At 35.4% G+C, this 15,327-nt stretch carries 11 protein-coding genes; all 11 read right to left on the reverse strand.

Going from position 1 to position 15,327, the window contains the following annotated elements; all coding sequences use genetic code 11:
• Nucleotides 1-20: 20 nt before the first annotated feature.
• The 11 genes from QE109_RS01550 to QE109_RS01600 all read right to left on the reverse strand — a co-directional run bounded on the left by QE109_RS01550 (nucleotide 21) and on the right by QE109_RS01600 (nucleotide 15,231).
• Nucleotides 21-1,358 (reverse strand): ABC transporter substrate-binding protein, encoded by a 1,338-nt coding sequence (locus QE109_RS01550; RefSeq protein WP_281092607.1) that lies wholly within the window; start codon nucleotides 1,356-1,358, stop codon nucleotides 21-23.
• A gap of 139 nt (nucleotides 1,359-1,497) precedes the next feature.
• Entirely contained in the window at nucleotides 1,498-3,066 is a 1,569-nt protein-coding gene (locus QE109_RS01555; RefSeq protein WP_281092608.1) for a response regulator, read from the reverse strand.
• Nucleotides 3,059-4,834, reverse strand: coding sequence for a cache domain-containing sensor histidine kinase (locus QE109_RS01560; RefSeq protein ID WP_281092609.1), 1,776 nt, complete (start codon nucleotides 4,832-4,834; stop codon nucleotides 3,059-3,061). The genes QE109_RS01555 and QE109_RS01560 overlap by 8 nt, the downstream gene beginning before the upstream one ends.
• A gap of 125 nt (nucleotides 4,835-4,959) precedes the next feature.
• Nucleotides 4,960-5,382: a YbaN family protein gene (locus QE109_RS01565; protein ID WP_281092610.1), complete on the reverse strand. Its 423-nt coding sequence runs from the start codon at nucleotides 5,380-5,382 to the stop codon at nucleotides 4,960-4,962.
• 151 nt (nucleotides 5,383-5,533) lie between these two features.
• Complete coding sequence (gene xylB, locus QE109_RS01570; protein ID WP_281092611.1) at nucleotides 5,534-7,009, reverse strand: xylulokinase; 1,476 nt, start codon at nucleotides 7,007-7,009, stop codon at nucleotides 5,534-5,536.
• An 11-nt stretch (nucleotides 7,010-7,020) separates the two neighbouring features.
• On the reverse strand, nucleotides 7,021-8,175 hold the full coding sequence (locus tag QE109_RS01575) for an ROK family transcriptional regulator (RefSeq protein ID WP_281092612.1): 1,155 nt from the start codon (nucleotides 8,173-8,175) through the stop codon (nucleotides 7,021-7,023).
• Between the two features lie 39 nt (nucleotides 8,176-8,214).
• Nucleotides 8,215-9,528 carry a xylose isomerase gene (xylA, locus tag QE109_RS01580; protein ID WP_281092613.1) on the reverse strand — a complete coding sequence of 438 codons (1,314 nt, stop codon included), beginning with the start codon at nucleotides 9,526-9,528 and terminating at the stop codon, nucleotides 8,215-8,217.
• A gap of 164 nt (nucleotides 9,529-9,692) precedes the next feature.
• Nucleotides 9,693-10,541 carry a carbohydrate ABC transporter permease gene (locus tag QE109_RS01585; RefSeq protein WP_281092614.1) on the reverse strand — a complete coding sequence of 283 codons (849 nt, stop codon included), beginning with the start codon at nucleotides 10,539-10,541 and terminating at the stop codon, nucleotides 9,693-9,695.
• A gap of 2 nt (nucleotides 10,542-10,543) precedes the next feature.
• Nucleotides 10,544-11,521: a carbohydrate ABC transporter permease gene (locus QE109_RS01590; protein WP_281092615.1), complete on the reverse strand. Its 978-nt coding sequence runs from the start codon at nucleotides 11,519-11,521 to the stop codon at nucleotides 10,544-10,546.
• A 77-nt stretch (nucleotides 11,522-11,598) separates the two neighbouring features.
• Nucleotides 11,599-12,981, reverse strand: coding sequence for an ABC transporter substrate-binding protein (locus QE109_RS01595; RefSeq protein WP_281092616.1), 1,383 nt, complete (start codon nucleotides 12,979-12,981; stop codon nucleotides 11,599-11,601).
• A 156-nt stretch (nucleotides 12,982-13,137) separates the two neighbouring features.
• Nucleotides 13,138-15,231: a glycoside hydrolase family 3 C-terminal domain-containing protein gene (locus QE109_RS01600; RefSeq protein ID WP_281092617.1), complete on the reverse strand. Its 2,094-nt coding sequence runs from the start codon at nucleotides 15,229-15,231 to the stop codon at nucleotides 13,138-13,140.
• Nucleotides 15,232-15,327: the final 96 nt, after the last annotated feature.

Genomic DNA, 15,327 nt, shown 5'->3' on the forward strand with positions numbered 1-15,327 from the left:
GACAACCTCATAGTGACGTTTTATTGATTCATTCTCTCAATTACTTTGTCTAGTTCTTCGATAAATTCTGCTGGCGTATAATCTTCTGTCATTAAAAATTGAGATTGATCTTCAATCGCTACTTTGAAAAGTGGATTGCCTAATCCCCATGCAAATTTAGTTGTTGAAGTGATATTGCTAAGCTCATTATCAAGTTTTTCCATCATAGCAGGAAACGGTGTTTCTGGTTTGATACTTTCATTAACTTTTACAGCTAATATCGGATTGCCTCTATACATATATTTTGCTTCACAGTATTTTTCTGAGATATAAGCAGCAACTTCTGCAGCTAACTCTTTATGCTCAGATTTAGGATTGACTGCATAACCACCTGGTGCACCACCTCCGCTTAAAGCGAATTTGTTGTTTTCATATCCAGGCATTACTGGATACCACATCCAGTCCGCATTTTCACCAAGTTTATCTGTTGCAGCTTGGATTTCCCACTGTCCATTTAAGAACATAGCTGCTTTACCTTCATAGAAAAGAGAAGCGGCTTGGTCATAATTTGTATTGGTTGCGCCATCAGCAAACATTCCAGCTTTAACAAGTTCATTTAAAGTCTCAGCTGCTTTAGCATATGCTTCATCTGATGCTTTTCCTTTTCCAGCATCAAGTTTTGCGATTCCATCTGAATCAAATCTTGTTGCCAACACATCATACATAGCTGTTGTAATCCATTTTTCTTTTGCAAAGATTGACATTGGTATAATATCATTCTCATTAAAAGTATTGATTGCAGTTAATAATTCTTCATATGTTTCAGGCACTTTTACATTATATTGCTCAAAAAGTGCTTTATTGTAGTACCAAAGTACAAGCTCATTGCCTGCATATGGAAAAGCGTAGATATGTCCATCTTCATTGTAGATGATATTGCTTGCACTTGGCACAGCTCTATCTAAGAATCCTGTAGATTTAGCAGCGTCATCAAGAATCATAATATTACCAGATTCTTTAAACGTTTCAATTTGTGATAATCCAACTTGGAAAATATCAGGTAAATTTCCAGTTGCTGCGTATGTTTGTAATTTCACACCATCATCTTGTGCTTGAATATCAAGTTCTAATTTTACATTTGGGTAATCTTTAGCGAGTTCTACTACTGCATAGTCGTAAGGAATTTTTGTGTCATCATCTGAGTACTGTGCATAGATTTTAAGTGTCACCATTTCTGCCTCAGTTGACTCTGGTTGCGTTTCAGCAGTTGTTACTGCTGCTGCAGTTGTCTCCTCTGTTTTACTATTATCTGATGAACACCCAACAACAGAAAAAAGTAATAACGTAAAAATAAGCAATAAAGCTGTTAATTTTTTCATGAAAATCCTCTCCCTTTCTTATTTTGCGCTTTTTATTACCTGCGCTTTACACATTCATTATAGATTTAACGCAACATTAAAAGAATGTAATATTCAAAATAGATTTGTACTTTTCAAAAAAAAAGAGCATCATGTATGATTACTGATACTCTCTTGGAGATACGCCATAATAATTTTTAAAACATTTACTAAAATAACCTGGGTCATTGTAGCCCACCATCTCAGAGATTGCAGATAGTTTATATTGACCCTCGGTAATCAACTGCTTTGCAGATTCCATTCTAACTTTTGTAAGGTACTCTGAAATCGTAGTGCCCATCTCTTCTTTAAACATTTTCCTAAGATAAGTTTGGTTAACCAGTAGATGTTTTGAGACATCGTTGATATTAAAGTGAGGGTTGTTATAGTAAAGTTCAATATATTTTTGCGCTTCTCTTGCAACTTGGCACGTTCTTGACTCACTATGTGCATCTAAATAGGCAAAAGCCTTCGCATAAACAACTTTTATAAACCGCCTTTGTTCTTCATCGTTTTGCGAATTGATCACATGATAAGGATCAAACTCCTCTGGATAAACATCTTCAATATTCCGACCAGCTTTTACGAGGTAAGATAAAAGCAAACTAACGATACTCATGTTGATCATCCGTTTATAGGTATCCGAAAAGCGTTTTAAATCAGCTTCCATAAAGACGCTTTCTATAATCTCCAGTGTATGCGTTGCATTTCTCTGGTGAAGATGATTGAGTATAATTTCGTTAATTTCAGCTGAATAGAAGCCATAAGTTTTTTCTTCTGTCGTGATAGATTCATATGAAAAGATAGAATTAGCACCATCTTGATATCGATGACTTAAAGCATTGACTGATTCCAAATACGATTTTCGTATCCCTGCTAAACCATTGTGGATACCACCTATTCCAACAGTGATATCAAGATGGATTCTTTCTTGCACAAATCTCATAAAGTACTTGATTTCATCTTCGTCTATTGATTGTGGCTTATCCTGCTGAACGGGAATAATGAAGACGATTCTACCTTCATAATCCGTAAAATAATACCGAGTTAACTCCTTTCCCATATAGTCGTTATATAAAGGCGCTAACATACTTTTCCAGTTCATCGCCATCTCAGAGTCAGAGTGAACTCTTCTTTCAGCTTCAACTTCTACAGTCATAGCATAATAATAATTTTCTTGATTGATATCTAAACTTGCTAAGTATAAGTTCCCTTCTAAATTCGAACTAAGTTCTTTTGAATAAATCAGTTCCCTGAGTAAGCTTTCACGTTTCAAGTAAAGTTCATCCTTTTTCTCTTGCTTAAGTTCAATAGCCTGGTTGATATTATCTTGTAAACTGAGAAGTGTTAAAATCAACTCTTCTTTTTCAAAAGGCTTAACAATATAATCTACAACGCCAAGTTTAATCGCACGCCTTGCATACTCAAACTCACTATTTCCTGTGATTAGAACGACAGATATCTCTGGATGAAGTTCGCTTAGTTTTTCAGTAAGCAACAGCCCATCCATATAAGGCATCTTAATATCTGACAGGACGATGTCTGGTTGACAATTTTCTGCTTTAAGCAATGCTTCTTCACCATTGGTGGCTTCACATACGAGTTCAAAACCATAGGTTTCCCAATCAATTGTCGTTCTCAGATATTCTAAAAAAATGGGCATATCATCTACAATCATAACTTTAATCATTTGTATCCACCTCAACTTCTTGGCATAGTCTAATAATAATTCTTGTATACACACCATTTTTAGTTTCTATTTTAATTCCCGAATCTTCTCCAAAGAACAATTTAAGTCTATGATTGACATTTCTCAGTCCAAAACTTTTAACTTCTATGATTTCACTTGAGGGCTTTGTGTTATCCATCAGTTGATTTAGTCCCAATAGTTTTTCTTGATCAATCCCTGCGCCATTATCTTCAACAATAATCTCGATTTTTCCTTCAACTTCAGAAATGCGATCATAAATTTTGATACTCCCTTTAACCTGTTTATCAACAAAACCGTGTTCTATAGCATTTTCAACAATAGGTTGAAGGGATAGTTTAGGAATCGCAACTTTACATATTTTTTCAGAAATCATAATATCATAATCAAATACATCAGAGTAACGTAATTTTTGCAGTTCAAGATAATCCTCTGTCATCTTAATTTCGTTCTTTATAGAGACGATATCAGCGCCGCCAGACAAAGAATTTCTATAATACTCAGCCAATTTTCTAGTCACCATTTGCGCTTTACGTGCTTGCCCCATCTGAGAAAGCTTTAGGATAATATCTAGTGTATTATACAAAAAATGTGGTTTAATCTGTTGCTGGATCAAAGCTAGTTCATATTCACGTTTCTTATGTTCTTCCCGCTCTACATCGTTTAAAAGTTGATTTACTTGATCACTCATATCGTTAAAACTTTGAGCAAGTAGACCAATCTCATCATTGGTCTTCATGTTAAACTTGAATTTGAAATTCCCCTTTGATATCTCTTCTGCACCTTTTTTCAACTTCAAAATGGGACTTGTGATTAATCTATTTAAAGTCAAAGTCATTGTGATTTCTAGTGAAATAATCGTTATTAGCAAGATGATTACCAATAAGATGATATTACTAAGATCTTGCGTAAACAAATCTAGATCCGCCTCGCTTAATAAACGCCATTTCAACTTATCAATCTGAGTTTTTGATACTAAGATTCTATTGGTTTCCGTTTTGATTATCTTTGAACTATGATCAACTTCTAATAAAAATTGATTAATATTGCTCACTTCACTTTTGTTTAAACTACTGGTAAGAAGCATCTGATTCTCTGAATCGTATATCGAATAACTGGCAACTTGTTCTTCAAACAAGCTAGTGAAAACTGACTCACTGACATTTACAAATAAATACCCAATCGTTTCACCAGAGTTAATATTCCATATTTTCTTACCCACTGTTAACATTTTACGATCAGGATCTGTTGTAATGTAATCCCTAGCTTTTAATTCAAACCAGACACTATTTCCTGTCGTTTTTTTTAGTTTTGTCAGCATGGGTGATACAAGTATTCCCATCTTACCTTTTTGCAGCGAATAATCTGAGTAGTAAAGTCGATTGTCCTTATCGATAAATGCAATTGAATCAATCTGTTTATAAATCAGTTTTGCATATGTGAGCTCATTTGAAATAAGATTGTAAAGTTTAATGTCATTTCTAAGAACACCTGCAAACTCATTGCTATTTAATATTCTATTGATACTCAGCGTTAGATAAGTAGCACTTCCCTCTGCATCAGATAGAATGCTATCTATACGGTTGCTTATGAGTACATTGTTGTCTTCCATACTCTCTAAACTGCGATTAATAAAAGCACTTTCATAGATTTTCATGGAGACGACTGCAAAGAATAACATAGGTACAATCGCAATTGGAAGATATAAATATACAATTTTCCGTTTAATTGAAAGATCTCTGAGCTTCATTGATTCCCCCATTATAGTAACGTTTCTATCTTCATACATGATAGCCTATTTTTTTTTATAGGTCAAAATAAAACGCAAAAGTTTCTGTCTCAAGCTAGTTGTGAATTTAAAAAAAGCCAAATCGATTAGCGATTTGACTCTTCCAAATTAACCTCTACAAGATTAACTTCCTTCATCTTAATTTCATCTAAATTTTTTACACCGAAAACAAAATATGCAACATGTCCTAACCACACAAAAACCAAGATAATTCTACCTACAGGAACTTTTGACATCATGACAAAACCAAATGTCATGGTGAGTGTTACAATAGTCATGATTCTAAACTTTGCTTTTCTTGTCATCCCTTCCCCTTTAACATAGGATTCAAGATTGTTTTTATATAGTTTGGTTTCCTTATACCACGCATTGATTCTTTCTGAACCTTTTGCATAGCAAATTGCTGCTAAAAGCAAAAAAGGAAATGATGGTAACAGAGGAATTATGGCAGCAATTGCACCTATTCCTAAACTCACCGAACCAAATATGATCAATATAATTTTTTTCATCTAATAGATATGACACTCCTTGTTTAGTCTTGTATTGATAAAGATTTTCAATTATATCAACACTCTAACAAACTCCTTCACTCATGTCAACTAAATAAAAGCTACATCATGTTATTACTCACACAATGTAGCTCTTATATATTGTATTATCTTAATTACTAACTTGCTTAATTTCAAAATACGTCTTTAAGCACTGGTATAAAGCTTGATATTTTTTGTGTTTTTCAAGATAAATGGCGTGTTTTTTTAGATCTGGTTCTACAGCATCAACCGTTTTTATAATTGCTTTTGTGGCTTCATCAACACTGGTAAAAACTTTATCACCTACTGCAGCTAATATAGCTGCACCGAGTGCTCCACCTTGGTTAGTATTGATACCCACTATCTTATGACCAAAAATATCTGCTAGAATATGTCGCCATTTAATGCTTTTTGCTCCGCCACCAATCACACGAATTTCATCAACTGGAATCGCCATATCCTTCAATATATCAAGTGAATCTTTTAGCCCAAAAGTGACACCTTCAAGAACAGCTTTAGTCATCTCTTTCCTGCTAGTGTTCATGTCCATACCCACGAATGTACCTCTTGCATTTGGATCAGCATACGGTGTTCTCTCTCCCATAAGGTAGGGTAAAAATACAGTATCCGTGATTTGATCGTCAATTTCTTCAAGTGCAACTTCTATATCAGTTATAGCAACTTGATCAGTCCACCATTTGAGACAATTTGCAGCAGAGAGCATAACGCCCATACTGTGGTATCTACCACTTGCGTGACAAAAAGCATGCAGTCTGTTCTGCGCATCTACTTTATACTGATCATGCGCAGCAAAAACCACACCTGAAGTCCCAAGGGTCACTGATACCACACCTTCTGATACGGTTCCAGTTCCTATTGCACCAGCTGCTTGATCGCCTGCACCACCGACTATGATTATATCCTGCGAGAGCCCAAGCTCCGCTTTCAGTTCATCAGAAAGTTTGCCTGTCACTTCATAAGATTCATGAAGCCCTGGCAATTGTTGTTCCGTTATTCCGATATAATCTAAAATAGGTTTAGAATAACATTTATTTTTAACATCTAACAAAAGCATTCCAGAAGCATCTGAAAAGTCAGTAGCATAGTCTCCTGAAAGTCTATAGTTTATATAGTCTTTAGGAAGTAAATACATTGCAACTTTCTCGAAAATTTCAGGAAAATGTCTTTTTATCCATAAAATTTTAGGGGCTGTAAAACCAGTGAGTGCTTTATTTCCAACAAGTTCACTTAATTTTTCTTGTCCGAAGTAAGCTGTTATTTCTTCGCACTCATCTGCAGTACGTTGATCACACCAAATTATTGCTGGCGTAAGTACTTTACCATCAGCATCAAGTGCAACCATACCGTGCATCTGTCCACTAAAGCCAATCCCTTTTATCTCTGCTTTAACAGCTTGATTTTTATCAATTAGTATTTTAAGTGCATTTAATGTACCCTGCCACCAGTCTTCTGGGATTTGTTCTGCCCAGTTCGTCTTAGGGTAATAAACAGGATATTCCTGTGTCACTTCATCTACGATCCGGCCATCTTTTGCCATAAGCAAAATCTTCACCGAAGAAGTTCCAAGATCTATACCAATATACATATGACGCTCCTTTAATATCCAAACATCTCTTTCATTGGCAATAAACTACTTCCTACTACAGCACTATAGGGAGATATTGTAGAAAGCACTAATTTATTATCCCTTGATAAAATATCCGAATGATTTTTCTTCATGTAATCTTCTACAATGGGTTCAATTTCTCTCAAGAAATTTACGATTTCACCGCCAAGAATGATTACCTCGGGATCTAATCCTAACATAATATTTTCAATACCTATCAGCAAATAGTCTAAGTACTTTCTCAAAGCAACTTTAGCTAACAAATTACCTTCATGGTATATTTTGAAAAATGCTTCAAGGTCTGTCACGATATCACCACTTTGTTCAGTATAAAACTTCAACAGTGCACGCTCAGATGAAAAAATCTCCCAACATCCAGTTCGACCACAACTACAGATAATTTCTTTATCCGATATTCTCATATGACCAAACTCACCAGCTTTGTTGAAGGTCCCTTTCGTTACTTTATGATTGGCGATTATACCACATCCGACACCATCTGTAATAGAGATATAAACTGCATCATCCAATTTCTCTGCAGCACCAATTATAAGTTCAGCAAATGCAGCTACATTGGCTTCATTTTCAATATAAACCTTAAGTCCTATAGTCGCTTCAAAATATCTAAAACTATAGTTTTTAACCTTTAGATTTGGTGCATTTACAAGCATTATATTTTCACAATCTACAATCCCAGGTAAAGATAAACCAATTCCTAAGCAATCAGCTTTGAGATAGCCGTGCTTATCTAATAACGTTTCAACAATGGTTTGAATATTTAATAAAACTTCTTCCATAGATTGTTTATCAATTGAGAATTTAGAACGATCTATAATTTCCGATGCTAAATTAGTCATGATAATAGTCGCTTGATGCGGTGATAAATCCACACCAAACGACACCTTTGCTGATTTTATGAATTTGAAAACAACTGGTTTACGACCGCCTGTACTTTCAGCAATGCCAGTCTCTTCAATTAAGCCTTCCTCTAATAAACGTCTTGTGTTAGTTGTAACTGTGGTTATACTTAGATTCAAACTATCCACAAGTTCTTTTTTTTGTATTATTTCTTTTTCTCTAAAAGCTCTTAGAATGCGTGAACGGTTTAGGTTCTTAATGATGCTCTGATCTAAATTATCTAACATTGGCTCACCTCATTCTTATTATATGAGAATTCGATGATTTTATCTATAGATATACTGATTTAAAAGACCTTCAAGCATCTCTTGTCTACCTGATTTATTTTCAATTTCACCAAGTCCCATTGCATAAGCTTCTAGTTCTTCAAAACCAACTTCACCGTTTACAATTTTTGCACCAATACCGTCTTCATAGCTCGCATATCTTTCTTTCACAAAATTGTCAAATACGCCTTCTGTAAGAATCTGATCGGCGATAATTAAACCTCTTGCAAAAGTATCCATACCTGCGATATATGAGTAGAATAAATCTTCCATTTCAAAAGAACCTCTTCTAACCTTTGCATCAAAGTTAAGACCACCTGGTGCCAATCCACCATTTCTTAAAACTTCAATCATAGCGAGAACAGCATCATAGATGTTTGTTGGAAATTGATCTGTATCCCATCCAAGTAAAGCATCCCCTTGATTTGCATCAATTGATCCTAACATACCTTCAATTCTTGCCATATTAAGTTCATGATCAAAAGTATGTGTTGCAAGTGTTGCGTGATTTGCTTCTATGTTCATCTTAAAATGATCTTCCAATTTATATTTTCTAAGGAAGCTGATTACTGTAGCAGTATCAAAATCATACTGATGTTTTGTTGGCTCTTTTGGTTTTGGTTCAATTAATAATTGACCTGTAAAACCAATTTTTTCTTTATAGTCAACAGCCATTTTTAAGAATCTACCTAAGTTATCAAGCTCAAGTGCAGTGTTGGTATTAAGAAGTGTTTCATATCCTTCTCTACCACCCCAGAATACATAATTCTCGCCACCTAAACGCTTAGTAATCTCCATTGCTTTTTTTACTTGAGCAGCAGCAAAAGCAAATACATCTGCATTTGGAGAAGTCGATGCACCGTGTACAAAGCGTTTGTTAGTGAATGCATTTGTAGTTCCCCACAAACATTTAATGCCTGTTTTTGACATTAGCCCTTCAATATAACTAACCATTTCATCTAAGTTTTCATGTTTTTCTTTAAGATTATTTCCTTCTGGTGCAATATCTAGATCATGGAAACAGAAATAGTCGATGCCTAGTTTAGACATTAATTCAAAACCGATATCAGCGCGCAATTTCGCTTTTTCCATACCATCAAGTTCATTCCATGGTCTTTCCATTGTACCTGTACCAAATGGATCGTTACCTTCTCCTGTTAATGTATGCCAGTAGCTCATTGCAAATCGCATATGCTCTTTCATGGGTTTACCAGCAATTATTTTATCTGCATCATAGTATTTAAATGCCATTGGATTCATTGAATCCTTACCTTCAAATTTAATTTTGTCTACATTCTTAAAAAATTCCATCATAACCTCCTAGTTTTTAAACCGGCTTTAATATGTTTCTAATTTCATCATACATGATTGCGCAAACTTTTTCAATCGGTTTTAAAAAGTATCTAAAAAAAATGTTTTATTGTAATTGCAAAGGATAAATGTGATTTACCCCTTGCAATTTCAAACATAAGTTACCGTTAACCTTTTACACCACCCAGTGCAACACCTTCAATAATGTATTTAGATAAGATGAAGTATGCAACAATAAGCGGGAGAACAGTCAATGCTAGTCCTAGATAGATTGCACCATATTCTGTCTTGTAGATATCCCCTCTTAACAAACTAACCATAATAGGCATGGTATATTTATTGCTATCAGTAAGGAGTACCAGTGGTAAGAATAAGTTATTCCAACTAGAAACAAATGTAAAAATAGCTTGTGTAGCCATTGCTGGTTTCATTATTGGTAGTACAATTTTATTAAACGTATAAAACTCACTTGCACCATCGATTCTAGATGCTTCAACAAGCTCAAGTGGAAGCGACGCAACCATAAACTGTCTCATGAAGAAGACCGCAGCAGGTGTCGCTATCGTTGGTAAAATCAATGCTAGGAAGTTGTTCGTCATACCAATTTTATACATAAACTGATAGAAACCAATGATAGATACCTGAGCAGGAATCATCATAACTGCTAAAATAAATGTAAAAAATGGTCCTCTAAGTTTCCAATTATATGCTACTAAAGCATACGCTGTTAGCGCTGAAAAATAAATTGTACAAGCTGTAGATGCAGTGGAAATAATCATTGAATTGGTTAATCCTTTTAAAGGATCAAAAGTCTTACCAAGTAAGATCTTTAAATTCTCAAAGAGATGTGTTGAAGGTATCAAAGACAGTGCATCTTGCTGAATTTGATACGTGTCACGTGTTGCATTTACAAACATAATCCAGAAAGGCAAAATGCTTAGAATGGCAAGTAGTATACAAACAGAATACGCTACTACTTTAAACAGAAGTCCTTTTTTCTTTTTTGTCTTAGCCATTGTTATAAAGCCTCCTGTTCTTTAGCAATCATTAAACGTTCTTTCTTAAGTCTTTTAGCCTCTTTGCGCAGCTCAATTTCACTTTTATCACGCATTAAGTAGAATAAAACGCCAGAAAGTACCGCAATAATTAAAAACATAATCATACTCGCAGCAGCTGCTCTATTATACAAGTAACTTCCACTGAAAGCTTGGTTGTATATGAAAACGCTTGTCGTAAGTGTTGAATTATCAGGTCCACCTTGCATAAACATTTTTGGGATGTCAAACATATTCAAACCACCGATCATGCTTGTTATAAGGACATAAAGTAAAATGGTTTTTAAATTCGGTATAGTTATATAGATAAATGTTTGCCATCCTGTAGTACCATCGATTTCTGCAGCTTCATAAATTTCTGGATTGATGCCCAATACGCCTGATGTCAAAATAATCATTGTATAACCATACCACATCCAAAATTGAATAAATGCAACAATCCCTCTAGCACTGATTTTACTAATTAAAAAATAAACAGGTCCATCGACGATTCCGAGTTTCACCAGCAAGCTGTTGACTGGCCCAACTGGGTAACCAAAAAGTGCGTAGAATAAGATTGCGATACTTGCCGCAGTGATGATATTAGGTAAATAAAATATAACTTTAAAGAAACCTTTTCCACGCATTTTATTGCGCCTAGAAGTAAACCAAGCTGTCAATAATAGCGCCATTAAAATCTGAGGTATAAAATTTAAAATCCAGATGACAAGTGTATTATATAATGCTTGTCTAAAGGAGTGATTATTAATTATAGTAACAAAATTCTGGAACGGATTATCTAAAAAATGCCATGAAGTTACGCCTAATCCTTTGTAATCTGTAAATCCAATCACAGCAGTATAAAAAATTGGATACAATGAAAAAATCAGAAATACAATAATAAAAGGCAAGCTAAAAATGTATCCGTACTTTGCATAACTTACGTTTTTTCGCTGTTTCAAGTTTCACTCACCTCCACAAATTTAATGGGATAGGATTGATAAATACAATCTATCCTATCCCAAAACATATGATATAACTATTCTACAATGATATCAAGGTTATCAGCAACCATTTGCTTAAATGATTTGATAGCATCTTCGCGACTCTTAGTACCAGCAGTATATGCTCTTACTTGGTCACGCCAGTATGTGTTGATTGTCTCATCGTATTGAGTTAAGTTTTTACCATTTGCAAATTGGTTAGCAGGAATAAAGATATCAAACATATTTTGGCCACCTAAGAACTCAAGTTCACCATTAGACATGCCCATTACTTTACCTGAAGCTACAGCATCTTTTGTTCCATCAGCGTTCATCGATCCGTTAGCCCATAAATATTGTAATCCTTGTTCAGTAGTATCTAAAGTAATCCATTCGATGATCTCGCCAACTGCTTCTTTTTTCTCTGATGCAGCTGCGCCTAACACCCAAGTACCACCCCAGAAGAAACCAACTGGAGGCTCACATACAGCCCAATCACCAAATGTATCTTCTGAGTTTCCAGCAAGAACATAGTTGATTAACCATGCAGGACCAAAGAAACCAAATGTTTTCTTAGCGCCAGCATCTTTCATATCAGCAAACCATGCATCTTGCCAATCTTGTGTATCATTATGATAATCATTTTCTTTTAATTGCATAGATAAATCTAAGAAAGCTTCACGTTTAGGGTCGATGTTTAATTTACCATCAACTACCCAAGGTGTATCAGAACTGTTTTCAACAGCATGCCAGATGTCACCATCGCCAGATACAATGCCGTAACCTTTTGCTTTTAAGTCAGCAGCTGCATCATAGAATTTATCCCAACCTGGTCCGATAATTTTAGCGATTTCTGCAGGGTCATCAGTTCCCCAAACATCTTTAGCAATAGAACGGCGATAAATATAAGCACCACCTGTTGCTTGGTAACCCAAACCTACAACATCACCATTTGGATTAGTACCGATATCTACAGTGTATTGAGCGATATCAGCATCTTTAATCATTGTATCAACATCGATACCTAAATCTTTGTAAGTAGCAGAATATCTTGATGCATCACCTTGTGTATACTTAAGTACAAACGCTGCTTCAGCAGTAAACAAGTCTGGACCATCAGCACCACCTGAAGATAAAGCTTGGTCAAGTGCTGGTTGATAAGCACCTTCTGTAGTAGCAATAATTGTTGTCTTGATTTCATATTTAGCAGCGAAATCAGGATGTAATTCTAAGAACTTGTCGATCATTGTTGGTACTTCATCTGTAAATGACCACACATTTAATACTGTTTTTTCTGTAGAAGCTGGTTCAGCAGTAGTTGCAGCAGTTGTTGTTGTTTCTCCAGCCGCTGCTGTAGTTGTTGTATTGTCGTCAGTACCACATGCTACTAAACTAAATACCATCAAAACAACTAAAAATAAGCTTATAAGTTTTCTCATCGTCTTCCCCCTTGCAATTTTTTAAAACATAGTTTATGTGAACTTATTCATTCGAATATACATATGTCACTGAGTGTATCGTCTGCTATCGATTCGTGTGATTTATATGCATTCTTCGAAATCAAAGTTTCCACCGCAATAAAATTAAAAAAGCTTTTATAACAACTCGATTTGATACTTAGTACATTGAACCCCGGTTAAGTCTTCACTCAAAGTATCCGGTTGGTTTACCCCAGCATAAAGTGTAAATTTTTTACTATCTACATAACGTCTACCCTCTTGATCTACTATATCAAAAGCATCTTTGGAAATAGTGATTTTCACTTCAACTGACTCACCTTTTTTTATATGAATTCTTTTAAATCCACACAATTTATGGTTTCTTACTGCCCACTTTGAAGTTTCATCACTTATATACAGTTGAATGACTTCATCAGTGTCATAGTTACCGATGTTTTCCACCAATACATTTGCAGTATTAGTCACACTATTATAGTCTAAACTTTTACATACCACTTTGGAATATGTTAGTCCATATCCAAATGGATATAAAACATTATTTTCTAAATATCTATAGGTACGATTTTTCATACTATAGTCTTCAAAATCTGGTAAGAGATCTGCATTTTCATAAAACGTTACAGGCAACTTACCTGAAGGAGATACTTCACCAAATAGGATATTAGCAAGTGCTTTGCCACCTAATTGACCAGGATACCATGCTTGTATAATTGCATCTGCAGTATTTCCTAATGGATTGAGCGAACTGCCAGAAGCCATCACAATTATAGTAGGTTTATTTACCGCCAACACTTTACTTACCAAAGTTCTTTGACTTCTCGGTAAGTATAAGTCACTTTTATCACCAGCAGCAAAAGCATTTCCAGTATCACCTTCTTCTCCTTCGATCGTTGCATCTAACCCCACACACAACACAACGATATCCGAATGTTCCGCGACTGCAATAGCTTCTGCATAACTATCACCAGGTTCCCCCAGCGGTTGTATCGTTTCTTTAAAAAGATGGCTGCCTTCAGAATAGTAAGTTCTGCCATCAAATGCTTCTCTGATTCCATCTAGGAAAGTTTTATATTCATCACAGGTGCCATAATAGTTTCCACGAAGGGCATCTAAGCTCGCTGCATTAGGTCCAATGACACCAATTGACTTATACTTTGAGCGGTCTATTGGCAACAAACCATTGTTTTTAAGAAGTACCATTGATTTTTCTGCACATTCCCTAGAGAATTGTTTGTGTTCATGAGAACTTACGACATCATATCCAATTTCATCATACTCACAAGATTCATCAAACATCCCCAGTTTAACCCTTGTTCTCATCAACCTTATTGCTGAATCAGTTGCATAGTCTTCAGAAACAAGTCCAGCTTTGATTGCTGACAAAAGATATTCATAAGTATCACCACAGTTACAGTCACATCCTAATTTTAAAGCTAGTGCAGCTGATTCTTCTGGTGTGCTTGTAATCATATGCTTCGTATGAAAATCCCGAATTGCCCAGCAGTCAGATACAAAGTGACCTTTAAATCCCCACTGAGCCAGTTTTCCAGTTAAAAACTCACTTGCACATGCTGGTTCTCCATTTACACGATTATATGCGCCCATAACACTTTCTACATTGGCTTCCTTCACAAGCGCTTCAAATGCTGGCAAGTAAGTTTCGTTCATATCTTTTTTTCCAACTTCGGCATCAAACTCATGTCTTAGCCCTTCAGGTCCACTGTGACAAGCAAAATGTTTTGCACAAGCTGAAGTTTTTAATACTTCCTTATCTCCTTGAAGCCCTTCTACAAATGCAATTCCTAGTCTCGAAGTTAGAAAAGGACATTCGCCATATGTCTCTTGACCTCTTCCCCAACGTGGGTCTCTAAAAATATTTATGTTCGGTGACCAAATTGTCAACCCCTTATAGATACCATTGTCGTTATTCTTAATGTTTTGATTGTATTTAGCACGCGCTTCAGTTGAACAAATCTCTGCGACACGTTTCATTGTTTGATCATCAAAGATTGCAGCAAGACCTATTGCTTGTGGAAACATCGTTGCTGTACCAGCTCTTGCTACGCCATGTAAAGATTCATTCCACCAATTATATTTGGTAACACCTAAACGCTCAACTGCTGATGCGCTATGACTTAATTGTCCTACTTTTTCTTCAACTGTCATTTTGGAAACTAAATCTTCCGCTCTTTCTTGGGCGCTAAGTGTCCTTATTTTGTATTTATCCATTCAGCAAATCCTCTCACTCTCATTGTGTTGTTACTCTATCTGCCTATATAGTTTCTACAATTACTGAATCTATAAATTAAGAAATACCGAAACCGC

The organism is Fusibacter bizertensis (assembly GCF_029914245.1).
GTDB lineage: Bacteria > Bacillota > Clostridia > Peptostreptococcales > Acidaminobacteraceae > Fusibacter_C > Fusibacter_C bizertensis.

Excerpts from the sequence above, each read along its gene's own strand:
- QE109_RS01560 (WP_281092609.1), bottom strand. The coding sequence starts at position 4,834 with ATGAAGCTCAGAGATCTTTCAATTAAACGGAAAATTGTATATTTATAT.
- QE109_RS01575 (WP_281092612.1), bottom strand. The coding sequence starts at position 8,175 with ATGTTAGATAATTTAGATCAGAGCATCATTAAGAACCTAAACCGTTCA.
- QE109_RS01555 (WP_281092608.1), bottom strand. The coding sequence starts at position 3,066 with ATGATTAAAGTTATGATTGTAGATGATATGCCCATTTTTTTAGAATAT.
- QE109_RS01565 (WP_281092610.1), bottom strand. The coding sequence starts at position 5,382 with ATGAAAAAAATTATATTGATCATATTTGGTTCGGTGAGTTTAGGAATA.
- QE109_RS01550 (WP_281092607.1), bottom strand. The coding sequence starts at position 1,358 with ATGAAAAAATTAACAGCTTTATTGCTTATTTTTACGTTATTACTTTTT.
- xylA (WP_281092613.1), bottom strand. The coding sequence starts at position 9,528 with ATGATGGAATTTTTTAAGAATGTAGACAAAATTAAATTTGAAGGTAAG.
- xylB (WP_281092611.1), bottom strand. The coding sequence starts at position 7,009 with ATGTATATTGGTATAGATCTTGGAACTTCTTCGGTGAAGATTTTGCTT.
- QE109_RS01585 (WP_281092614.1), bottom strand. The coding sequence starts at position 10,541 with ATGGCTAAGACAAAAAAGAAAAAAGGACTTCTGTTTAAAGTAGTAGCG.
- QE109_RS01595 (WP_281092616.1), bottom strand. The coding sequence starts at position 12,981 with ATGAGAAAACTTATAAGCTTATTTTTAGTTGTTTTGATGGTATTTAGT.
- QE109_RS01600 (WP_281092617.1), bottom strand. The coding sequence starts at position 15,231 with ATGGATAAATACAAAATAAGGACACTTAGCGCCCAAGAAAGAGCGGAA.